The organism is Leptothrix mechoopdaensis (SeqCode), assembly GCF_053893855.1.
Map to the genome: position 1 here is coordinate 656,730 of NZ_CM132699.1, position 20,883 is coordinate 677,612.

Below are 20,883 nucleotides of genomic sequence, written 5' to 3' on the forward strand. Positions count from 1 at the left end.
TTTCCTTGCGGACCTCCTTCGATGAACACTGCGTTCTACCCCAGCCTGTCCGGCAAGCGCGTCGTCGTCACCGGCGGCGGCTCCGGCATCGGCGCCGCGCTGGTCGAAGCCTTCGTGCGGCAGGACGCCCAGGTCTTCTTCCTCGACATCTGCGACGACGAGGCGCAGGCCCTGGCCCTTCGTCTGGCGGGCGCGAAGCACCCGCCGCGCTTCCTGCACTGCGACCTGACCGAGCTCGACCAGGTCGGCGCGACCTTCGCGCAGATCCTCGCGGCCAGCGGCGGCGTCGACGTGCTGGTCAACAACGCCGCCAACGACGACCGCCACACGCTGGCCGAGATCACGCCGGCGTACTGGGACCGCCGCATCGCCGTCAACCTGCGCCACCTGCTGTTCTGCAGCCAGGCGGTGGCACCGTCGATGCGGGCGGCCGGCGGCGGTTCCATCGTCAACATGGGCTCGGTGTCCTGGCACCTGGCCTTGCCCGACCTGGTGATCTACGAGACCGCCAAGGGCGGCATCGAGGCCATGACCCGTGCGCTGGCGCGTGACCTCGGCGGCGACGGGATCCGCGTCAACTGCGTCGTGCCCGGCGGCATCCGCACGCCGCGCCAGACCCGGCTCTGGCACAACCCGGACGAGGAGGCCCGCATGCTCGCGGCCCAGTGCCTGAAGGAACGCGTGGACCCGGAACACGTCGCCGCGATGGTGCTGTTCCTGGCCTCGGACGACGGTCGCATGTGCACCGCCCACAACTACTTCGTCGATGCGGGGTGGAGATGACAACGGAACCCTCGACGGACGTCACCTGCGTCTGGCCGCTCTCGGCCACCCTCGGCGAAGGACCGGTCTGGTCGGTGCCCGACGCCTGCCTCTGGTTCGTCGACATCAAGCGCCACCAGCTGCATCGCCATGTGCCCGGGACCGAAGGCGGCCAGACCTGGGCGCTGCCCGGCCAGGCCGGCTTCGCGCTGCCCGCGACGGGCGGTGAACTGGTCATCGGCCTGCCCGGCGAGCTGCGCGCCTTCGACCCGCGCAACGGGCAGAGCCGGCCGCTGCTGAGCTTCGAGCAGGACCGCCCTGGCAACCGCCTCAACGATGCCCACGTCGATGCCGCCGGACGGCTCTGGTTCGGGTCCATGGACGATGCCGAGACCGCCTTGAGCGGCGCGCTGTATGCGTGCGTGCAAGGCCGTCTGACGCGCCACGACGACGGCATCTGCATCACCAACGGCCCGGTCACCAGCCCGGACGGCCGCACGCTGTACCACACCGACACGGTCCGGCGCGAGATCCATGCCTTCGACCTGGCGGCCGACGGCACGACCTCGAACAAGCGGCTGTTCCTGCGCTTCGACGGCAGCCATGGCTGGCCCGATGGCAGCACGGTCGATGCCGAGGGCTGCCTCTGGGTCGCCTTCTTCGGCGGCTGGGGCGTGCGCCTTTATGCGCCGGACGGCCGCTTGCTGGCCATCGTGTCGCTGCCCTGCGCCAACGTCACCAAGCTGGCCTTCGGCGGCCCCGACCTGCGCACCGCCTACGTCACCACCGCGCGCAAGGGCCTGAGCGAGGCCGAGCTGGCCGCGCAGCCGCTGGCCGGTGGCCTGTTCGCCTTCACGGCACCGGCGCCGGGTCTGCCGTCGACCGCCTGGGACCTGAGCGCATGACCGAGCCCCGCATCCCTGTCCGCCCCTTCCGATCGCGCGAGTGGTTCGCCAACGCCGATCGCATCGACCAGACCGCGCTCTACCTCGAGCGCTTCATGAACCACGGCCTGACCCCCGCCGAGCTGCGCTCGGGTCGGCCCATCATCGGCATCGCCCAGACCGGCAGCGAGCTGTCACCCTGCAACCGCATCCACGTCGAGCTGGCGCAGCGGGTCAAGGAGGGCATCCGCGACGCGGGCGGCATCCCGCTCGAATTCCCGGTCCATCCGATCTTCGAGAACTGTCGCCGCCCGACCGCCGCGATCGACCGCAACCTCGCCTATCTGGGCCTGGTCGAGATCCTGCACGGCTACCCGCTGGACGCGGTGGTGCTGACCACCGGCTGCGACAAGACCACGCCCTCGGGCGTGATGGCCGCCAGCACGGTCGACCTGCCGGCCATCGTGTTGTCGGGCGGGCCGATGCTGGACGGCTGGATGAACGGCGAGCGCGTCGGCTCCGGCACGGTGATCTGGCGCAGCCGCCGCCAGCTCGCGGCCGGCGAGATCGACGAGGAGCAGTTCCTCGACGCCGCCGCCGCGTCCGCCCCGTCGGCCGGCCACTGCAACACCATGGGCACGGCCTCGACCATGAACGCGCTGGCCGAGGTGCTGGGCCTGTCGCTGCCGGGCTGCGCGGCCATCCCCGCGCCCTACCGCGAGCGGGCGCAGATGGCCTACGCGACCGGCCGGCGCATCGTCGACATGGCCTATGAGGACCTGCGGCCCTCGCGCATCCTGAGCCGGCGGTCCTTCCTCAACGCCATCGCGGCGGTGACCGCGCTGGGCGGCTCGTCCAACGCCCAGCCACACCTGCATGCCATGGCCCGCCATGCCGGCTTCGAGCTGACGGCCGAGGACTGGAAGCAGGCCCACGACATCCCGCTGCTGGTCAACATGCAGCCGGCCGGCAAGTACCTGGGCGAGAGCTTCCACCGCGCCGGCGGCGTGCCGGCGGTGCTGGCCGAGCTGATCCGGGTCGGCCGGGTCGACGGCTCCTGCGCGACCGTCACCGGCCGGACGCTGGCGGCCAACGTCGAGGGCCGGCGCAGCATCGATGCCGACGTCATCACGTCCTACGAGCAGCCGCTGATGGAGAAGGCCGGCTTCCTCGTGCTGGCCGGCAACCTGTTCGACTTCGCGATCATGAAGACCTGCGTGATCTCGCCGGACTTCCGCCGCCGCTACCTCAGCCGGCCCGGCGCCGAGGGCATCTTCGAGGGCCGCGCCATCGTCTTCGACGGTCCGGACGACTACCACGCCCGCATCAACGACCCGGCGCTGGCGATCGACGAGGACTGCATCCTGGTCATGCGCGGCGCCGGCCCGATCGGCTTCCCCGGCTCGGCCGAGGTCGTCAACATGCAGCCGCCCGATGCGCTGATCCGGCGCGGCATCACGAGCCTGCCGACGCTGGGCGACGGCAGGCAGTCGGGCACCTCCGACAGCCCGTCCATCCTCAACGCCTCGCCCGAGGCGGCGGCCGGTGGCGGCCTGGCCTGGCTGCAGACCGGCGACCGCATCCGCGTCGACCTGAATGCCGGCCGCTGCGACATGCTCGTGGCCGACGAGGAACTGGCGCGCCGTCGCACGGCCGGCCTGCCGGCCGTCCCGCCCAGCCAGACGCCGTGGCAGGAGATCTACCGCGCGACGGTCGGCCAGCTCGACAGCGGCGCCTGCATGGAGCTGGCGCTGAAGTACCGCACGGTCAGCAACGTCACGCCGCGCCACAACCATTGATCAGCGGCGGGGCGGCTCGGCGTGCGAGGCGCGTTCACATGGAGCGACGGTAACGCCGAACTTGCCTCGCTTGCACTCTGATCGCGAGACATGCGCCAACTTGCCTGCGTACGCAGGGGATCGTTCGATGGGTACATGGATGACGCCAAGTAAGCGTTCGTCCAAACATCCATGACGATGTCGGACGCGATCAAGCCCCGTTGGATGCAGCCGGCCATCGATCCGGAAGCAATGCAGCGATGCTTCTTGCAGACTGGATCGGCAATCGCTCCAAGCCATCGCGCAGACGAGAGAATGGATTCAGGCAATTGAGGTTGGCCGAGTGACCAGACTCATCACCGCCGCAGCGCGCTTGCCCGCGCGCAAACTGCCGGCGAACAGCCGTTTTTGCATTCCGACAGCGATGGGCCGGATCAGTTTCTCGATACGGTTGTTGTCTACGGTCTAGTCGCCGCCATTGATGTAGCGTGTCAGGGCAGCCCAGCGCATGGGGCTGTGGTCTATGGACTTGGCTGTCTCACTGCCATCTGGCACTTTCTGTCCGTTGGCGATCAGCAAGTGGTGCAGCAGGGCGGCTGCCGGCCCAGCCTGGCTTGCCGCAGACTTTGCCGCTGGTCGCGCCCCAGAACTTCGGCTTCGCGCTTGATGTCGTAGAGAGTGCCGAATAGCTTGAGCGCGGCTGGTCGACAGGGGTTTCACACAGCCTCAGACTTCTGCGGACAACGTGGTGTCGAATTGCACAGGAGATGCTGGAATGACGACATTGGGCTGATGATCATCACGTGCCAGTTTGGCTGGGCGGTTTAGATGAGAGACCTGCCCGTGCGACGAGCGTGCGATGCCATTCAACCAAGTCCTTGCTTCGTTGCTCGCATTTTCCTTCGAGTGCTCGCATTCGTCGTGATCTTGAGACCCTTCCACCCGTCCAGACGGTCTGCCCACCACTGCATCAGCTCCCGCCTTTCCTCCAACCATTGCGCCCGGTTGTATGCCGCACGCACTGCGTCACGCTCCTCGTGAGCCAGTTGTCTTTCGATGACATCCGGGCGCCAGCCAGCTTCGTTGGCTGACGTCGAGAACACGGTGCGAAAGCCATGGGCGGTCGTTCGACCCTTGTACCCCAGTCTGGCCAGCGCACTGTTCAGCGTGCCGTCGCTCAGTGGCTTTCCAGGGTAGAACGGCGACGGGAAAAGTAGGTCAGAGCCGTCATTCAGTGCCTTCGCCTTCCCGATCACGGCGAGGGCTTGACGGGAGAGCGACACCAGGTGCTCCGTCTTCATCTTCATGCGCGCCGCCGGGATGCGCCACATTGCGCGCTCCTCGTCGATCTCTGAATATCGGATTCCTCGCAGCTCGCCGGGGCGCACCGCCGTGAGGATCAGCAACTCGAGCGCCAGCTTGGTGCTGGGATCTCCCTCGTAGGTGGCCAGTGTTCGCAGGAATCCGGGCATGTCGGCTTCTGGGAGCGACGCGCGATGCTGCGTGATCCGTGGCTGGAAAATCTCCATTGGCTTAAGCGGGTAGGTCGGATCCTCCTTCGCCAAGTCGTGGGCGATCGCGTGCCGATAGACCGCACGGATGCGCTGGAACACCCGTCCTGCGGTCTCCGAAGCTCCGGTCGACTCAATGGCCTTGACCACCTCGCGCACATGTTTCGGGTTGACGTCGTCGACTGGCAGGTGGCCGATGTTCGGATAGACGTGGTTCTCGAACGAGGCCGTGATGGCGGCCAGCGTCCCATCTGACCATGCCGATGCTCGATGAGCCAGCCACTGAGTCGCGACAGTCCGGAAGTCCCTCGCAGCCTTGGCCTGCCGTTCCTCGCGTGCCTGTTGCTTGACGACGCTGGGATCCCGGTTGGCCGCGAGGTCCGAGCGGGCACTGTCACGCGCTTCTCGCGCTTCCTTCAGTCCGACGGCCGGGAAGGTGCCGAGACTGATGCGCTTTTCCTTGCCGTCGATCCGGTACTTCAGCCGCCACCACTTGCCCCCGCTGGGGGCAACTTCAAGGTACAGCCCGCCTGCGTCAAACAGCCGCTGCGTCTTGTCCGTGGGGCGGGCCTTGCGGATCGTGATGTCGGTCAGTGGCATCTGGGGGCAACTCTGGAGGAAGGGGCAACTCAAGTTGCCCCCAATGTTGCCCCCAATGAACCTGCGCTTCAACGGATCCACATGATGCGATCCTGGACTTGCCTTCGCGGGTTCTAGTGGGGAAATGGCTGCTGAGGAGCTCAGTATGGGACGTTTCCGGACCTTCTGAAACGACCACTTGGTCCCGCCGACAGGAATCGAACCTGTATTTGCCGCTTAGGAGGCGGCCGTTCTATCCATTGAACTACGGCGAGGGCACGTCACGCTGACGGGCTGGACGGCGCCTGTTGCGGGCGCGGGAGCGGATTCTAGAGGGGTGGCGAACATCGCTTCCGGGCGGCAACTTGGAAGGCGGCACCACCTTCCACTTCATCAACGCCGCGCCTGCCGTAGCCCTGGCCGCTGACCGCGCTGCAGCGACAAGGCTGGACTTGCGCATTGGCGGCGGAGTCAGCACCTTGCGCCAGTTGCACGCCGCCGGTGCCTTGTGACAGACCACGCAGAGCCTGGTGCCCGCGATGTTCCGGATGAAGTCCGGATCGATTCGATCAATCGGGGTCCATGCCGTCAGTCCCGCCGTTCAAGTCGGGAAACAGCAAGCCGTACAGATGGCGAGCCGTCGGTGACATGTTCCTCGGGTTGGGCCGCAGGACCTTGTCTTCCGGGGCGAGCAGCTTGGCATAGACGGCCTGATAGACGCGCTTGACCACCCCTGGCGAGATCAGTTCGCGGTCGTAGCCCGGAAAGAATCCCAGCAATCGGTAGCCACCGCTCTCGAGTCCTTGCTGCATGAATCGATGCTTGAGCGTGACCATCGCGTAGATGAACGCCGCACCCATGCGGCGACCCACCTCTTCCATGCCGTCGTTGAGACGGCGCGTGAGGCCCTTGCCCGCATGGTCCGGCGACATCACGACGATGCGGCCCCACAGCGCCAGCGAGTCCACTTCACGCTCGCTCGCCCACACGCCCACCAGCGCGTCGCCGTGCCACACCGTGAGGGTGATGACGTCCCGGTCGACGGCACCGTCCAGGCACACGCGATCGCGGTAGAAGTCCTCGCGCAGAAAGACGCTGTTCACGCCGTACGCGATGTCCGGATACCAGCGCCGCACGGCGTCCGTCACGTCGCCGATGTGCCGGCTCGCGAGGGTCTGGACGGCATAGCCCGGCGGCAGATCGATCAGGCCCAGCGCTTCGTTCCAGGGCAGCCAGTTCATGTCGATCCACCCGTATCCGGCTGCGGGAACAGCACGTCAAAGAGCGCTCGTGCGCGCGGCGTCAGGTTGGCCGGATCCGGTCGGACCAGTTCGTCCTCGGGCACCAGCACCTTGCAGTACACCCCTTCGAAGACCCGTCGCACGTCGCCCGGCGCGACCTCTTCGCAGTCGTAGCCTGACGTGAAGCCGATCAGCTGGTAGCCCGCGCGTTCGAGCGCGTGCTGCATGTGCGGGATCTTCAGCGTGGCCAGACCGAACAGGAACTCGGCGCCCATCGCCCGCCCGGCCCGCTCGGCCAGTGGCATCACGGCCGACGCGAGCTTGGCGCTGCGGTGTTCGGGCGCGATGACGATCAGGCGGCCATACATCGCCAGCGTGTCGGGCAGCCGTTCCCACGACCACATGCCCACGAGTTGATCGGCGTGCTTGAAGACGCCGACGAACACGTCCTGGCGCGTCTGCTGGTCCAGGCAGACGCTGGTGTCATAGAAGGCCTCGCGCAGGTAGCAACTGCCGCCGCCGACGGCGATGTCCGGATGCCAGCGCCGCACCTTGTCGATCAAGGCCGGCACGTCCGAGCGTGAGAGCTGCTCGTACGAATAGCCCTCAGGCAAGGGCGCGAGTGCCGAAATCTCCGCGATCGTGGGCCAATCCATGAGCGTCAACCCTTCCTGGTTCCCACATGATCTGCTCGATCTGTGGCGGCTGCCCGCATGGCGCGCGCCCGTTGGACGGCACGGGACCGACAACGTCCTGTCACACGGCCGCCGCACACTCGTGGCGATCGTCGGACGGGCATCGTGCCCCGATGTCCTGCCACCTGCCTGCCCATGCCGATGTCTCCACACGCCCTGCCGGCTCGCGCTGGCCGAGTACCGCTGCTGGCGTTGCTTGTCGTCATCATGTTGCTGCTCGGCGGCTGTTCGGTCAATCGCATCGTGGCCCAGCGACTGGCCGATCAGCTGGCCGATCAGGCCGGGGCGGCCGAGGATGACCTGACGCTGGCCCGCGAAGCCAGCGCGTTCTACCTGAAGCTGTCGGAGTCGGTGCTGCGCGAGGCGCCCGATCACGCCGCGTTGTCCGGCGCGGTGGCCGGCGGATTCACGCAGTACGCCTATGCCTTCGTCGCGTTCGAGGCCGACCGCATCGAGGCCCGCGACAGCGCCGCCGCGCAGCAGTTGCGCCAGCGTGCCCGGCGGCTGTACCGGCGTGCGCAGGGCCATGCGATGGCTGCGCTGGAGCGCCGCACGCCCGGCTTCGCCGCCGCACTCGCCAGCCCGGACCCCGCCCGCTGGCCGCGCCTGAAGGCCGACGAGGTCGAGCTGGCCTACTGGGCCGCCGCGTCGTGGGGCGGTGCGATCTCGCTGTCCAAGGATGACCCGGATGCCGTCGCCGATCTGCCGCTGGCGGTGCGCCTGGCCGGCCTGGCCTATGCCCGCGCGCCGGGCCATGGCGATGGCGCGCTGGCCAGCCTGATGGGCACCTTCGAGGCCGCGCGCCCCGGCGGTTCGGCGGCGACCGCGCTGACCTACTTCGACCGCGCCATCGCGCTCGGCGGCACCCGGCAGGCGGGGCCCTGGCTGGCCAAGGCCGAGTCGATCGCGCTGCCGGCCGGCGACCGCCCGGCCTTCGAGGCCCTGCTCCGGCAAGCCCTGGCCGTCAGTGCCGCGCACCGCGACGTCGCCAACGAGGTGATGCGCGAGCGCGCCGCCTGGCTGCTGGCGCAGGTCGACGACCTGTTCTGAACCTTGACCCCTGACCCCTGACTCTCGACCTGATCCGGAAGCCTTCCGCACGATGTCCTCGATCCCGACCTCCCGCCGCCATGTCCTGACGCAACTGGGCCTGGGCGCTCTCGCCACGGCCGGCCTGTGCGCCGGTCCCGTCCAGGCGGCCGACAAGACGCTGCGCATCGGCACGCTGGTGCCCAAGAACTCGCTCTACCACCGCCAGCTGCTGGAGATTGGCGAGGCCTGGCGCGCGGCCCAGAACGCGCAGGGCGGCAACGCGCGCTGGCTGGTCTACCCCGACGGCAGCCAGGGCGGCGAGGCCGAGATGGCGCGCCGCATGCGCATCGGCCAGTTGCAGGGCGCGCTGCTGTCGGTCGTCGGCCTGCAGGAGATCGAGCCGTCGATCGCGGCGCTGCAGTCGCTGCCGCTGGCCTTTCGCAGCTGGGACGAGATCGACCATGTGCGCGAGAAGATGCGCCCGGCGATGGAGCGCAAGTTCCTCGACAAGGGCTTCGTCGTGCTGGCCTGGGGCGATGCCGGCTGGGTGCGCTTCTTCTCGAAGGAGCCGGCGTTCAGGCCGGACGACTTCCGCCGCATGAAGTTCTTCGCCTGGGGCGGCGAGACGGCGCAGCAGGAGATCATGAAGAGCCTGGGCTACACGCCGGTGCCGCTGGAGACGACCGACATCCTGCCGGCGATCCAGACCGGGATGATCAGCGTCGTGCCCGCGACGCCGTACTTCGCGCTGGCCAGCCAGGTCTACACGACCGCGTCCAACATGCTGGACATCAACTGGGCGCCCATCGTCGGCGCGCTGGTGGTCACCCGCAAGGCCTGGGACGAGATGAGCCCCGAGGTGCAGGCGCAGCTGCGCAGCGCCAGCGACAAGGCCGGCGTACAGATGCGCGGTCGGGCGCGGCAGGAGGTCGACGAGGCGGTCGACGCGATGAAGAAACGCGGCCTGGTCGTCAACAAGCCGAATGCCGAGCAGATGCGCGAATGGCAGGACCTGGCCGACAAGGTCTACCCGCGCATCCGCGGCACGATGGTGCCGGCCGAGACCTTCGACGAGGTGTTCGCCCACCTCAAGGCCTTTCGCGCGGGCAAGGCCAAGTGAGCGGCCAGGGTCTGCGTCCGAAGCTGGCCTCTCTCGGGCGTGTCGACGAGCTGATCGCCGGCGGCGCACTGGCGCTGATGGCGCTGATCCCGCTGGTCGAGATCGTGCTGCGGCCGCTGGTCGGCTCGGGCGTGCAGAGCGCGCCGGTGCTGGTCCAGCACCTGGGCCTGGTGCTGGCGATGGCGGGTGCGCTCGCGGCCGAACGGCACGGCCATCTCAGCACCCTCGGCGGTGGCCTGGCGACGCTCGGCGGCCCCGGCCTGCAGGCCGCCACCGGCCTGTTCGCACGCGGCGGCGCGGCACTCATCTGCGGCGTGCTGGGCTGGTCGAGCTGGCAGCTGGTCGACAGCGAACGCGCGGTCGGCCATGTGCTGGCCTACGGCTTGCCGATCCACGTCGTGCAGGCCTTCATGCCGGCCGGTTTCCTCGCGCTGGGCGCGAAGTTCGGCTGGCGGATCGGCCAGAGCCTGGCGGCGGGCGATGCCGTGACCCGCGTCTTGTCCCGTGCCTGGACCTGTTTCCTCGCCTGGCTGCCGGCCATCGCCTTGCCCTGGCTCGGCTGGATGCTGGCCGACCACTTCGACGGCGCGAGCCTGCCGGCCTGGCCGGCGGTGGCCGTGCTGATCGCGCTGTTGCTGGCAGGTGCGCCGATCTTCGTGGCGCTCGGCGGCCTGGCGCTGGCGCTGTTCTGGCAGGACGGCCTGCCGCTGGCCTCGGTCGCGCTCTCGCACTACCAGATCACCGTGAACCCGTCGCTGCCGGCACTGCCGCTGTTCACGCTGGCGGGGCTGCTGATGGCGCGCACCGGCGCGGCGCAGCGGCTGGGCGATGTCTTCCTGGCGCTGTTCGGACGCGGCGTCAGCGGCACGGTCATCGCGACCGCCGTGCTGTGTTCGTGCTTCACGGCCTTCACCGGCGGCAGTGGCGTGACCATCCTGGCGCTCGGCGGCCTGCTGCTTCCGCTGCTGCGCCAGGCCGGTTTCCCGGAGCGCCGCGGCATCAGCCTGGTGACCAGCGCCAGCGCGCTGGGCGTGCTGCTGGCGCCGTCGGTGCCGCTGATCATGTTCGCGATCGTCGCGCGGGTGCCGATCAACACGATGTTCCTGGCCGGCGTGGTGCCGGCGCTGGTGATGGTCGCCAGCCTGCTGGTGTTCGGCGGCTACCTGCGGCGTGACCGGTCTTCCATCTCGGTCCCCGAGCCCGAGCCCGTGTCACCGGTCGACGCCCGCGCCCGCTCGGTCGGCGCGACCCTGTGGCGCGCGAAGTGGGAGATCCTCGCGCCGGCCGTGGCGATCGGCTCGCTGGTCAGCGGCATCGCCACGCCGACCGAGAGCGCTGCGCTGACCGCCATCTACGCGGTCGTGACGCAGGCCTGGGCGCACCGTGAACTCGGCTGGCGCAAGCTGGCCGGCACGCTGTCCGACGCGGCCCAGATCATCGGCGGCGTGATGCTGATCCTGGGCATGGCGCTCGGGCTGACCAACTACCTGATCGACGCCGGCATCCCGGACGGCGCGATCGAATGGGTGCAGGGCGGCATCCCGAACCGCTGGCTGTTCCTGCTGGCGCTCAACGTGTTCCTGTTCGCAGCCGGCGCGCTGATGGAGATCTACGCCGCCATCGTCGTGCTGGTGCCGCTGCTGCTGCCGGTGGCGCTGAGCTACGGGATCGACCCGGTCCACTTCGGCATCATCTTCCTGGCCAGCCTGGAGATGGGCTTCCTGTGTCCGCCCGCCGGCATGAACATCTACTTCGCCTCGGCGATGTTCGGCAAGCCGGTGCGCGAAGTGGCGCGATCGGTGTTGCCGGCGGTGCTGGCGATCTTCATCGGAACGCTGGCGATCTCCGCGCTGCCGCCGCTGGCGACGGCGCTGCCGGCCTGGCTGGCCGGACGTTGACACGCACCGGCGCGTGGATCAGCGCGATGCTGATCCAGACCGCGACGCTGAAATAGAGCGACATCCAGATCACCTCGCTGCGCCAGTCGGCCCAGTGCAGCGAGACGCGCCAGCGTTCGGTCACGTCGGCCCAGCCCTGCGACAGGCTGAGGTAGCCGTGGCCGGCGGCCTCGTCGGCCAGCCAGCGGGTGGCATACATCGGCACGTCGACGGTGAACATGTAGAGCGCATACGCCAGCCCGGCCGCCGCCCACAGCTGCAGCCGCCGCTGCGTGGCGCCGTCGACCTGCCGGTGAACGGCCAGCAGGCTGGCGACGAACAGCAGCGCGCAGGCGCCCCAGAGGGTCTCCTCGAACACGTGGCCGAGGTTCGAGGTGGTCAGCACCGCGCACCACGAGCAGACCTCGGCGACGACGATCAGCGGCACGATCGAGCGGGCCACCCGCGCGGCCGGCCGGCTGCCGGTGTCGCGCGCGACCCGGTGCAGCACCAGCGCCCACTGCGCCGCGAAACACAGCTCGGCCACCGTCGCCACGCTGCGGCCGACCGCGACGCTCGACAGCCAGTGGTCGAACAGGCAGAGACGTTGCACGTCGAAGACCGGCCAGAACGAACGGTGCGCGCAGCCGAGCACATAGCCGGCCGACAGCAGCAGCTGCCAGCGGCGATGGGGGTGGTCTGGATCGATGCGGTCCGCGTGCCGCAGCGCCGACCACGTCCACGCCAGCAGGTTCAGCACGCTGACCGCACACAGGGACCACCACCAGAGCTGCAGTTCGATCGGCATGACGGCCTCGCCGAGTGAAACGATGTAAATCGTTTATACGGTTCGCGAGCGGGTACGTCAAGCCGGATGACAGGACCGCCGCCGGCCAGCGTGCCGGTCATCACGTCGTCATGGCGCCGTCTGACCATGCCGGCACGGGCGCGTCGCGCCTTTCCAGCCGGAGACGACACATCGCCATGACGAACACGGTCATCGAGGTGCAGGCGCTGCACAAGAGCTTCCACGGTCGGCCCGCGCTGAAGGGCGTTTCCTTCCAGGTCCGGCGTGGCGAGATGGTGGCGTTGCTGGGCGCGTCCGGCTCGGGCAAGTCGACGCTGCTTCGGCTGATCAACGGTCTGCATCGGGCGGACCCGACCGCCGACGCCAACGCCGACGCCGGCGTCTGCCGGCTTCTGGGTCAGACCCTGCAGCGCAACGGCCGGCTGACACCCGAGGCGCGTGCGCTGCGGGCGCGCACCGCCACCATCTTCCAGCAGTTCAACCTGGTCGACCGCCTGTCGGTCATGACCAACGTGATGGCCGGCTCGCTGCACCGCCTGCCGCTGTGGCGCACGCTGCTCGGCCGCTTCCCGAAGGCCGAGCAGGAACGCGCCTGGGCGGCGCTGCAGCGGGTCGACATGGCGGCCTGCGCCTGGCAACGGGCCTCGACGCTGTCGGGCGGCCAGCAGCAGCGCGCGGCCATCTCGCGGGCGCTGGTGCAGGGCGCCGAGATCATCCTGGCCGACGAGCCGATCGCCTCGCTCGACCCGGATGCCGCACGCCGCGTGATGGCGCTGCTGGCCGAGCTGAACCGCGAGCTCGGCGTGACCGTGCTGGTGTCGCTGCACCAGATCGACCACGCCTTCGCCTGGTGTCCGCGCACGATCGCCTTGCGCCATGGCGAGGTCGTCCACGACGGCCCGACCCGGGCGCTGGACGCCGACCGGCTGGCCGCGCTGTACGGCAGCCAGACCGGCGAGCTGACGGGCGCACTGACCATTGCAGGCGGACTGTCGCCGTCCGCCGCAGAAGCACAGGCTCACGCGATGAGCCATCCACGCGGCTACGCGGCCGCGCTGGCCGCCTGAGCACCTTCCACTCCACGTCACGAGCAAGAGGCATGACCATGAACCGTCGCAACACCCTGGCCCGGATCCTGTCGATCAGCGCGGCCGCCCTGGCCATCCCGGTGGCCACGCAGGCCCAGCCGGTCCGCGAGCTCAGCTTCGGCCTGATCTCGACCGAGTCGTCGGCCAACCTCAAGAGCACCTGGCTGCCGGTGCTGGAAGACCTCGAGAAAGCCACCGGCCTGAAGGTCAAGGCCTACTTCGCGCCCGACTATGCCGGCGTGATCGAGGCGATGCGCTTCAACAAGGTCCAGGTCGGCTGGTTCGGCAACAAGTCGGCGATGGAGGCGGTCGACCGGGCCCAGGGCGAGATCTTTGCCCGCATGGTCCAGCCCGATGGCGGCACCGGCTACTGGAGCCTGATGATCGTCCACAACGACAGCCCGCTGCAGACGCTGCAGGACGTGCTGAAGGCGCGTGCGTCGCTGAACTTCGGCCTCGGCGACCCGAACTCGACCAGCGGCTATCTGGTGCCCAACTACTACGCCTTCCAGCTCAATGGCGTGGACGCGACGCGCGACTTCAAGCGCACGGTGCGGGCCAATCACGAGACCAACATCCTGACGGTGGTCAACAAGCAGGTCGACGCGGCCGTCGTCGCCAGCGACGCGATGGACCGCATGAAGCTCAAGATGCCCGAGAAGCACGACGACATCCGCGTGGTCTGGCGCTCGCCGCTGATCCCGTCGGACCCGCTGGTCTACCGCAGCGATCTCGATACCGCGACCCGCAAGCAGCTGCGCGACTTCTTCACCGGCTATGGCAAGGATGCCCGCGAGAAGGCCAACCTGGTGCAACTGACGCTCAGTGGCTTCCAGGCTTCGGACAACAGCCAGCTGCTGCCGATCCGCCAGCTCGAACTGGTGCGGGACCGCAGCAAGGTCGAGGCCGACACCACGATGGCCGCCGATGAGAAGAGCAAGCGCCTGAAGGACATCGACGCGCGTCTGGCCGAGCTGAACCGCCAGATGGCCAGCGCCCGCTGAGTCGCGCCGGACCGGAGACGACCATGACCACCGCCATCGGCCCGGCCATGCCGGCCCCGCCGTCGACCCCGTGGTCGACCCGTCTGGTCTGGCTGGTGCTGGCCCTGCTGCTGGCCGGCAGCTGGCAGGGCGCGGACATGCGGCCGCTGGACCTGTGGCGTGACGCCGCCAACATGGCCGAGTTCGCGCGGGGCTTCGTGCCGCCCGATTTCCACGACTGGCGCAACGATCTCGCCGAGCGGCTGGTGACGCTGCAGATCGCCGTCTGGGGCACCGCGCTGGCCATCGTCTGCTCGGCGCCGCTGGCCCTGCTGGCGGCTGGCAACCTGACGCCGTGGTGGATCCACCAGCCGGTGCGCCGCCTGCTCGATGCCTGCCGCGCCATCAACGAGATGGTGTTCGCGCTGCTGTTCGTCGTGGCCGTCGGCCTGGGCCCGTTCGCCGGCGTGCTGGCGCTGTGGATCCACACCACCGGCACGCTGGCCAAGCTGTATTCGGAGGCGGTCGAGGCAATCGACCCGCAACCGGTCGAAGGCATCCGCGCGACCGGCGCCCACCGACTGGAGGAGATCCTCTACGGCGTGATCCCGCAGGTGCTGCCGCTGTGGATCTCCTACACGCTCTACCGTTTCGAGGCCAACGTGAGGTCGGCCTCGGTCGTCGGCATGGTCGGCGCCGGTGGCATCGGCCTGGTGCTGTGGGACGTCATCCGCGGCTTCCAGTACGCCCGCACCTCCGCCGTGCTGCTGCTGCTGGTGGTCTCGGTGGCCCTGATCGACCTGGCCTCTGCCTGGCTGCGACGCCGGCTGGTGTGACCCGACCACGACGATGGAGAACCCCATGAACACGCCCATGAATGAAGCGGAAATGCGTGAGCCCCGCGACGCGAACGAGGTCCACCTGTCGCTGATGCACTGGATCGACCTCGACGGCATCGATGCGGCCGGCGCGGCGGCTCTGGAACACATCGCGCTGCAGTTCATGCTGCACGGGCACCAGCCCTACGAGGGCCGACGCCGCGAGGACGTCGACGCGCTGGCCCATGCACTGCAGAGCGCACACCTGGCTGAACTGGCAGGTGCGGACGCTGCCCTCGTTGCTGCCGCGCTGCTGCACGACCTGGGCCATTTCGACATCGACGTCGGCGAACACGTCGACGACCGCCACGAGGACCGCGCCGCCGCCTGGCTGCTTCCCATCTTCGGCGCGGCCGTCGCCGAGCCGGTCCAGCTGCACGTGGCCGCCAAGCGCTACCTGGTCGCCGTCGACAGCCACTACGCCGAATGCCTGAGCCCCGCCTCGGTCCACTCGCTGGCCCTGCAAGGCGGCGCGATGTCCCAGCAGGAGATCACCGCCTTCGAGGCCCTGTCCCACGCCAACGACGCGCTGCAACTGCGCCGCTGGGACGAGGCCGCCAAGATGACCGGCCGCCTGACGCCGCCGCTGGCGCACTACCTGGGCGTGCTGGCGGATCTGCTGCGGCGGGAGAGCCCGAGGTTGTCGCTGGCTTGAGGTGCGTCGCCGGAGGGCGACGGGGATGGGCGTGGCTGGGCGGGAGACCCCTCACCCTCGGTCCCTCTCCCGCAAGGGGAGAGGGATGACGCGGTTGGGAGGGTATTGCGCTGACAAGGTGAGTTGACTGGCTCATTGAATGAGCCACATCAAAGAACATCGATCAACACGTGGCAAGAAACCCTCTCCCCTTGCGGGAGAGGGTAGGGTGAGGGGTCCATTTCCCGTCGCCCTCCGGCGACGCACTTCCTCCTCAGATCACCCGCACCCCACCCCGATACACCTCCCGCACCAGCGGCATCCCGCGCACCTCGCGCACGCGGATGACGTCGGCGCGCAGGCCGTTGGCGATGCTGCCGCGGTCGTCGAGGCCGCAGGCCAGGGCCGGCGCACGGCTGACGGTGCGGATGGCGTCCGACAGGCTCATGGCGGCTTCCTCGTGCAGTCGCCAGGCGGCCTGCAGCAGGCTGGTCGGCACGTAGTCCGACGACAGCACGTCCAGCACGCCGGCGCGGGCCAGGTCGAGTGCGGCGACGTTGCCGGAATGCGAGCCGCCGCGCACGACGTTGGGCGCGCCGGCCACGGTCGACAGGCCCTGGGCGTGGGCCATGCGGGCGGCCAGCATCGTCGTCGGGAACTCGCTCATCGCGGCCCCCAGGGCGAAAGCCTCGTCGACATGGGCCGGCGTGGTGTCGTCGTGGGTCGCCAGTGCCACGCCGTGTTGTCGGGCGTAGGCGGCAAACCAGTCGCGGTTCGGCCGCGCGTGCTCGCGCTGGCGTTGCGGGGCCAGCAGCACCTCGGCGTCGAACTTCGCGTCGCTCCAGCCCTTCTTGCCGGTGTAGTAGGTGCGTGCATGGCTGATCTCGGTCCACTGGCGCTGGCCGGGGGTGTGATCCATCAGCGACAGCAGGCGCAGCCGGCGGTGACCGGCGAAGGGCTCGAACAGCTCGCGTGCGTTGGCCGCCGGCAGTTCGCAGCGCACGTGGATGTGGTGGTCGCAGCGCAGCGTGCCGGCACCTTCGAGGTGGTCCAGCACGGCCAGCAGCTCGCTCTGGTCGCGGGCCCGGAAGCCGTCGCCATACGGGTCACCGACGCCGACGGCGTCGAGCACCGTCGTGATGCCGGCCGCCGCGATCTCGGCGTCGTGGGCCTGCACCGCACCGGTCATCGGGAAGGTGACCTTCGGGCGCGGCATCACGTGGCGTTCGAGGTTGTCGGTGTGGACCTCCACCAGCCCCGGCAGCAGCCAGTCGCCGTCCAGGTCGATGGCCCCGGGCAGGCGGCTCGGGCCGTGGCCGAACGCGACGATGCAGCCGCCGCGCAGCACGACGTGTCCGTCGTCGATCACCTCGTCGGGCAGCACCAGGCGGGCGCGGTGCAGCACCCGTTCGGGCAGGGAGCGGGTGTCGTCCATCACCAGGCCTCCATCGACAGAGCCCGGCTTTCGGCCAGGTTGATGCAGCGGCTCGCGATGGCGTCGCGGACCTCGGCATCGTGGAAGATGCCCAGCACGGCACTGCCGCGTGTACGGGCTTCGAGGATCAGCTCGATCAGCACGCGCCGGTTGGCCGCATCGAGCGAGGCCGACGGTTCGTCCAGCAGCAGGAGCATCGACGGCACGACCAGGCCGCGCGCGATGTTGACGCGCTGCTGCTCGCCGCCCGAGAAGGTCGCGGGCGGCAGGTCCCACAGGCCGGACGGCAGGTTGAGCCGGGCCAGCAGCGCGCGGGCCTCGTCGCGGGCGGCGTCCAGCAGGGCGGACAGCTCGGTCTCGTCGACGGCTTCGGCGCGCCCGGCCAGCTCGGCCTCGACGCGGCGTTCGGCCACCACGTCGAGCGCGCTGACCCGCGGCACCGCGCGCAGGAACTGGCTGACGTAGGCCAGCTCGCGTTGTCGCAGGGCGATCAGCCGGCGTGCGTCGGCCTTCAGCAGGTCGACCGTCTCGCCATCAGGCAGGCGCAGGCGGGCCTGGCCGACATCGGCCGCATAGCTGCCGTACAGGCACTTCATGACGGTCGACTTGCCCTGGCCGGACGGCCCGACCAGCGCGACACATTCGCCGGCCGCGATGTCCAGGTGGACGCCCTCCAGCACCGGCAGGCGCAGGCCACCGCGCAGGTGCAGCGTGAAGGTCTTGCCCAGGTCGCGCACCTGCAGCACCGGGGTGCGCGCTGGCGCAGCGTTCAACGGGGTGTCGTTCATGGCGTGACCACCGAGGCGACCAGCAGCTGCGTGTAGGGATGGCGCGGATCGTCGAGCACGCGGTCGGTCAGGCCTTCCTCGACGATGCGGCCGTGCTGCATGACGACCGTGCGATGGGCCAGCAGCCGCGCCACGCCGAGGTCATGCGTGACGACCAGCGCCGACAGGTTCAGGCGGCTCACCAGCAGCCGCAGCAGGTCGAGCAGGCGGGCCTGCACCGAGACATCCAGCCCGGTGGTCGGCTCGTCCATCAGCACCAGCCGCGGATGCGTGACGAGGTTGCGGGCGATCTGCAGGCGCTGGCGCATGCCGCCGGAGAAGGCGCCGGGCAGGTCGTCGATGCGTTCGGCGTCCAGCTCGACCCTGCGCATCCAGTCGCCGGCCTGTTCGCGCAGCAGGCCGTGGTGACGCTGGCCCAGCGCCATCAGCCGCTCGCCGATGTTGGCGCCGGCGCTGACCCGCATCCGCAGGCCCTCGTGGGCATGCTGGACGACATGGCCCCACTCGGTGCGCGCCAGCTCGCGGCGCTGCCGTTCGGGCATCGTGTGGACGTCGACCCAGCCGGCCGAACGGGTGCGGTAGCGGACGCTGCCCGCGTGCGGCTGGCGCTGGCCGGCGATGCAGTCCAGCAGCGTGCTCTTGCCCGAGCCGGACTCGCCGACGACGGCCAGCACCTCGCCCGGATGCAGCACCAGGCTGGCCTGCTGGACGGCATCGGCGGCGGCGCCGGGGAAGCGGTGGCTCAGTCCCTGAACCACCAGCAAGGGCTCGTGTCCGGTCGTCGATGTCATCGCGGCGCCTGGTGATCGGCCTGCCGCTCGCGGCAGAAGTCGCTGTCCGAGCAGGTCCACAGCCGCACGCCGCCGTCGCGCACGTTCTCGTCCAGCCAGGTGTCGGTGCTGCCGCACAGCTCGCAGGCATGGCCTTGCGCTTCGACGTGGAAGGGGTGGTCCTCGAAGTCGAGGCTGCGCACGTCGGTGTAGGGCGGCACGGCGTACAGGCGCTTCTCGCGCCCGGCGCCGAAGACCTGCAGGGCGGCCATGCGGTGCAGGCGCGGGTTGTCGAAGCTCGGGATCGGCGACGGCGCCATGACGTGACGGCCGTTGACCAGCACCGGGTGGTCGTAGCTGGCGTCGATGCGGCCCCAGCGCGAGACGTCCTCGTAGAGCTTCACGTGCATCAGGCCGTATTCGGCATGACCGTGCAGCGCCATCGCCTCGCCCCGTCGCGGTTCGAGCTTGTAGAGCGGCTCGGGCTGCGGCACCTGGTAGCAGAGGATCTGATGCTCGCCCAGCGTCGCCTCGGGGATGCGGTGGCGGGTCTGGATCAGGGTCGCCTCGCGGGTGCGCTCGGTCGTCGCCACGCCGGTGACCTGCTGGAAGAAGCGCCGGATGTTGACCGCGTTGGTCGTGTCGTCGCTGCCCTGGTCGATGACCTTGAGCGTGTCGTCGCGGCCGATCAGCGCGGCCGTCAGCTGGATGCCGCCGGTGCCCCAGCCGTAGGGCAGCGGCATCTCGCGCGAGCCGAACGGCACCTGGCAGCCGGGCACCGCGACGGCCTTGAGCAGGGCGCGGCGGATCATCCGCTTGGTCCGCTCGTCGAGGTAGGCGTAGTTGTAGCCGGCGCGTGTCGTCGTGGCCGACGCGGTGGGCGGCAGGGGCTCGGTCGGCAGGTCGTGCAGGTTCATGTCGCGGACTCCTCGCGCAGCGCGCGCACCAGCTGCATCTCGCTCTCGAAGGTCACGTGGTGCGGCAGCTTGAGGTGCTGCACGAAGCCCGAGGCCTCGACGTTGTCGCCGTGCGCCAGCACGAACTCGGCGTCCTGGGCGGCAGCGCCGGCCTGCGGCAGTTCGCCGAACTCCTGCCAGCGCAGCGCGCGGTCGACCAGCGACATCGCCATCGCCTTGCGCTCGCCGTGTCCCAGCACCAGGCCGTAGCCACGCGTGAACTGCGGCGGTGCGCTCGCACTGCCGGCGAAGTGGTTGACCATCTGGCACTCGGTCAGCTCGACCGAACCGATCTCGATCGGGAAGCCCAGCTCGTCGGGCACCAGCTCGATGGCGACCTCGCCGACGCGGATCTCGCCGGCGAACGGGTGGCTGTTGGCATAGCCGCGCTGGGTCGAATAGGCCAGCCCCAGCAGCCAGCCTTCGTCGGCCCGGGCCAGCGTCTGCAGCCGCGCGGTGCGGCCCATCGGGTGGACGGGCGGATCGCGCGTGATGTCCGGCGGCACCGGGTCACCCTCCGAAGGCCGGACCGGCTCGATCAGGCCTTCGGCCGCCAGCAGGTCGAGCGCGCAGGGCTCGCTGGCCAGGCCGGCGTCCGATGCCGTCGTGTCGACGGGCTCATGCGATGAGCCAGTCGGGGCCGTGTGGTCAGCGGCTGTGTCGAGCAGGCTGAAGTCCAGCAGGCGCTGCGTGTAGTCGAAGGTCGGCCCGAGCAGCTGGCCACCCGGCAGGTCCTTGAAGATGGCCGAGATGCGCCGCCGCGTGGCCATGCGATCCAGCCGCAGCGGCTCGCTGCAGCCGAGTCTCGGCAGCGTCGTGCGGTAGGCGCGCAGCAGGAAGATCGCCTCGACCGCATCGCCACGCGACTGCTTGAGCGCCAGCGCAGCCAGCTCCGGATCGGCCAGCGAGGCTTCGGCCATCACCCGGTCGACCAGCAGGCCGAGCTGTTCGCGGATCTGGCGCACCTCCAGCTCGCGCACCGCAGGGTCACCGCGACGCGCCTCGGCCAGCAGGCGTTCGGCGGCGGCAATCGCGGCGGCACCGCCCTTGACGGCAACGTACAT

At 69.6% G+C, this 20,883-nt stretch carries 19 protein-coding genes and 1 tRNA gene; 10 read left to right on the forward strand and 10 right to left on the reverse strand.

Features of this window, described 5'->3' with window-relative positions; genetic code table 11:
• Positions 1 to 21: 21 nt before the first annotated feature.
• The 3 genes from ACWA7K_RS02985 to ACWA7K_RS02995 are packed head-to-tail and all read left to right on the forward strand — an operon-like array spanning position 22 to position 3,445.
• Positions 22 to 783, forward strand: coding sequence for an SDR family NAD(P)-dependent oxidoreductase (locus ACWA7K_RS02985; RefSeq protein ID WP_456165511.1), 762 nt, complete (start codon positions 22 to 24; stop codon positions 781 to 783).
• Entirely contained in the window at positions 780 to 1,667 is an 888-nt protein-coding gene (locus ACWA7K_RS02990) for an SMP-30/gluconolactonase/LRE family protein (RefSeq protein WP_456165513.1), read from the forward strand. Before ACWA7K_RS02985 ends, ACWA7K_RS02990 begins: the two co-directional genes overlap by 4 nt.
• Positions 1,664 to 3,445 carry an IlvD/Edd family dehydratase gene (locus tag ACWA7K_RS02995; protein WP_456165515.1) on the forward strand — a complete coding sequence of 594 codons (1,782 nt, stop codon included), beginning with the start codon at positions 1,664 to 1,666 and terminating at the stop codon, positions 3,443 to 3,445. Before ACWA7K_RS02990 ends, ACWA7K_RS02995 begins: the two co-directional genes overlap by 4 nt.
• 845 nt (positions 3,446 to 4,290) lie before the next feature.
• Here the strand turns inward: ACWA7K_RS02995 and ACWA7K_RS03000 are convergent.
• From ACWA7K_RS03000 to ACWA7K_RS03015, 4 genes are all read right to left on the reverse strand, one after another.
• A complete protein-coding gene (locus tag ACWA7K_RS03000) occupies positions 4,291 to 5,535 on the reverse strand; it encodes a tyrosine-type recombinase/integrase (protein WP_456165517.1) in 1,245 nt (414 codons plus the stop codon).
• A gap of 179 nt (positions 5,536 to 5,714) precedes the next feature.
• A tRNA-Arg gene (locus ACWA7K_RS03005) sits at positions 5,715 to 5,789 on the reverse strand.
• A gap of 294 nt (positions 5,790 to 6,083) precedes the next feature.
• Entirely contained in the window at positions 6,084 to 6,755 is a 672-nt protein-coding gene (locus ACWA7K_RS03010) for a hypothetical protein (RefSeq protein ID WP_456165519.1), read from the reverse strand.
• A complete protein-coding gene (locus ACWA7K_RS03015; protein ID WP_456165521.1) occupies positions 6,752 to 7,411 on the reverse strand; it encodes a hypothetical protein in 660 nt (219 codons plus the stop codon). Before ACWA7K_RS03015 ends, ACWA7K_RS03010 begins: the two co-directional genes overlap by 4 nt.
• Before the next feature lie 180 nt (positions 7,412 to 7,591).
• On the opposite strand from ACWA7K_RS03015, the gene ACWA7K_RS03020 reads away from it, so the two are divergent.
• The 3 genes from ACWA7K_RS03020 to ACWA7K_RS03030 are packed head-to-tail and all read left to right on the forward strand — an operon-like array spanning position 7,592 to position 11,500.
• The gene (locus ACWA7K_RS03020; protein ID WP_456210330.1) at positions 7,592 to 8,500 is read left to right on the forward strand and encodes a TRAP transporter TatT component family protein; all 909 of its coding nucleotides are present in this window, start codon (positions 7,592 to 7,594) and stop codon (positions 8,498 to 8,500) included.
• A gap of 52 nt (positions 8,501 to 8,552) precedes the next feature.
• Positions 8,553 to 9,602, forward strand: a complete 1,050-nt coding sequence (locus ACWA7K_RS03025; RefSeq protein WP_456165525.1) for a TRAP transporter substrate-binding protein — start codon at positions 8,553 to 8,555, stop codon at positions 9,600 to 9,602.
• Positions 9,599 to 11,500 (forward strand): TRAP transporter large permease, encoded by a 1,902-nt coding sequence (locus ACWA7K_RS03030; protein WP_456165527.1) that lies wholly within the window; start codon positions 9,599 to 9,601, stop codon positions 11,498 to 11,500. Before ACWA7K_RS03025 ends, ACWA7K_RS03030 begins: the two co-directional genes overlap by 4 nt.
• Here ACWA7K_RS03030 and ACWA7K_RS03035 read toward each other — a convergent pair.
• Complete coding sequence (locus tag ACWA7K_RS03035; RefSeq protein ID WP_456165529.1) at positions 11,427 to 12,287, reverse strand: hypothetical protein; 861 nt, start codon at positions 12,285 to 12,287, stop codon at positions 11,427 to 11,429. The two genes, ACWA7K_RS03030 and ACWA7K_RS03035, sit on opposite strands and share 74 nt — an antisense overlap.
• 176 nt (positions 12,288 to 12,463) lie before the next feature.
• On the opposite strand from ACWA7K_RS03035, the gene phnC reads away from it, so the two are divergent.
• From phnC to ACWA7K_RS03055, 4 genes are all read left to right on the forward strand, one after another.
• Positions 12,464 to 13,354 carry a phosphonate ABC transporter ATP-binding protein gene (gene phnC / locus ACWA7K_RS03040; protein WP_456165531.1) on the forward strand — a complete coding sequence of 297 codons (891 nt, stop codon included), beginning with the start codon at positions 12,464 to 12,466 and terminating at the stop codon, positions 13,352 to 13,354.
• Between the two features lie 32 nt (positions 13,355 to 13,386).
• Positions 13,387 to 14,379, forward strand: coding sequence for a phosphonate ABC transporter substrate-binding protein (gene phnD, locus ACWA7K_RS03045; RefSeq protein WP_456210332.1), 993 nt, complete (start codon positions 13,387 to 13,389; stop codon positions 14,377 to 14,379).
• Positions 14,380 to 14,402: 23 nt separating this feature from the next.
• Positions 14,403 to 15,194 (forward strand): phosphonate ABC transporter, permease protein PhnE, encoded by a 792-nt coding sequence (gene phnE, locus ACWA7K_RS03050; protein WP_456165535.1) that lies wholly within the window; start codon positions 14,403 to 14,405, stop codon positions 15,192 to 15,194.
• 94 nt (positions 15,195 to 15,288) lie between these two features.
• A complete protein-coding gene (locus tag ACWA7K_RS03055; RefSeq protein ID WP_456168666.1) occupies positions 15,289 to 15,891 on the forward strand; it encodes a phosphohydrolase in 603 nt (200 codons plus the stop codon).
• Positions 15,892 to 16,144: 253 nt separating this feature from the next.
• Here ACWA7K_RS03055 and ACWA7K_RS03060 read toward each other — a convergent pair whose 3' ends face one another.
• Genes ACWA7K_RS03060 through ACWA7K_RS03080 form a run of 5 tightly spaced genes read right to left on the reverse strand, consistent with a single transcriptional unit; the run spans position 16,145 to position 20,883 of the window.
• A complete protein-coding gene (locus tag ACWA7K_RS03060) occupies positions 16,145 to 17,305 on the reverse strand; it encodes an alpha-D-ribose 1-methylphosphonate 5-triphosphate diphosphatase (protein ID WP_456165536.1) in 1,161 nt (386 codons plus the stop codon).
• A complete protein-coding gene (phnL, locus tag ACWA7K_RS03065; protein ID WP_456165538.1) occupies positions 17,305 to 18,093 on the reverse strand; it encodes a phosphonate C-P lyase system protein PhnL in 789 nt (262 codons plus the stop codon). Before phnL ends, ACWA7K_RS03060 begins: the two co-directional genes overlap by 1 nt.
• Positions 18,090 to 18,884: a phosphonate C-P lyase system protein PhnK gene (phnK, locus tag ACWA7K_RS03070; RefSeq protein ID WP_456165540.1), complete on the reverse strand. Its 795-nt coding sequence runs from the start codon at positions 18,882 to 18,884 to the stop codon at positions 18,090 to 18,092. The genes phnL and phnK overlap by 4 nt, the downstream gene beginning before the upstream one ends.
• On the reverse strand, positions 18,881 to 19,780 hold the full coding sequence (locus ACWA7K_RS03075; RefSeq protein ID WP_456165542.1) for an alpha-D-ribose 1-methylphosphonate 5-phosphate C-P-lyase PhnJ: 900 nt from the start codon (positions 19,778 to 19,780) through the stop codon (positions 18,881 to 18,883). The genes phnK and ACWA7K_RS03075 overlap by 4 nt, the downstream gene beginning before the upstream one ends.
• Complete coding sequence (locus tag ACWA7K_RS03080; RefSeq protein WP_456165544.1) at positions 19,777 to 20,883, reverse strand: carbon-phosphorus lyase complex subunit PhnI; 1,107 nt, start codon at positions 20,881 to 20,883, stop codon at positions 19,777 to 19,779. The genes ACWA7K_RS03075 and ACWA7K_RS03080 overlap by 4 nt, the downstream gene beginning before the upstream one ends.

Coding starts and splice junctions, on each gene's coding strand:
- phnE (WP_456165535.1), top strand. CDS start 14,403: ATGACCACCGCCATCGGCCCGGCCATGCCGGCCCCGCCGTCGACCCCG.
- ACWA7K_RS03055 (WP_456168666.1), top strand. CDS start 15,289: ATGCACTGGATCGACCTCGACGGCATCGATGCGGCCGGCGCGGCGGCT.
- ACWA7K_RS02995 (WP_456165515.1), top strand. CDS start 1,664: ATGACCGAGCCCCGCATCCCTGTCCGCCCCTTCCGATCGCGCGAGTGG.
- ACWA7K_RS03000 (WP_456165517.1), bottom strand. CDS start 5,535: ATGCCACTGACCGACATCACGATCCGCAAGGCCCGCCCCACGGACAAG.
- ACWA7K_RS03075 (WP_456165542.1), bottom strand. CDS start 19,780: ATGAACCTGCACGACCTGCCGACCGAGCCCCTGCCGCCCACCGCGTCG.
- ACWA7K_RS03035 (WP_456165529.1), bottom strand. CDS start 12,287: ATGCCGATCGAACTGCAGCTCTGGTGGTGGTCCCTGTGTGCGGTCAGC.
- phnL (WP_456165538.1), bottom strand. CDS start 18,093: ATGAACGACACCCCGTTGAACGCTGCGCCAGCGCGCACCCCGGTGCTG.
- ACWA7K_RS03080 (WP_456165544.1), bottom strand. CDS start 20,883: ATGTACGTTGCCGTCAAGGGCGGTGCCGCCGCGATTGCCGCCGCCGAA.
- ACWA7K_RS03025 (WP_456165525.1), top strand. CDS start 8,553: ATGTCCTCGATCCCGACCTCCCGCCGCCATGTCCTGACGCAACTGGGC.
- ACWA7K_RS03010 (WP_456165519.1), bottom strand. CDS start 6,755: ATGAACTGGCTGCCCTGGAACGAAGCGCTGGGCCTGATCGATCTGCCG.
- phnD (WP_456210332.1), top strand. CDS start 13,387: ATGACCATGAACCGTCGCAACACCCTGGCCCGGATCCTGTCGATCAGC.
- phnK (WP_456165540.1), bottom strand. CDS start 18,884: ATGACATCGACGACCGGACACGAGCCCTTGCTGGTGGTTCAGGGACTG.
- ACWA7K_RS03015 (WP_456165521.1), bottom strand. CDS start 7,411: ATGGATTGGCCCACGATCGCGGAGATTTCGGCACTCGCGCCCTTGCCT.
- ACWA7K_RS03060 (WP_456165536.1), bottom strand. CDS start 17,305: ATGGACGACACCCGCTCCCTGCCCGAACGGGTGCTGCACCGCGCCCGC.
- phnC (WP_456165531.1), top strand. CDS start 12,464: ATGACGAACACGGTCATCGAGGTGCAGGCGCTGCACAAGAGCTTCCAC.
- ACWA7K_RS02990 (WP_456165513.1), top strand. CDS start 780: ATGACAACGGAACCCTCGACGGACGTCACCTGCGTCTGGCCGCTCTCG.
- ACWA7K_RS02985 (WP_456165511.1), top strand. CDS start 22: ATGAACACTGCGTTCTACCCCAGCCTGTCCGGCAAGCGCGTCGTCGTC.
- ACWA7K_RS03020 (WP_456210330.1), top strand. CDS start 7,592: ATGTCTCCACACGCCCTGCCGGCTCGCGCTGGCCGAGTACCGCTGCTG.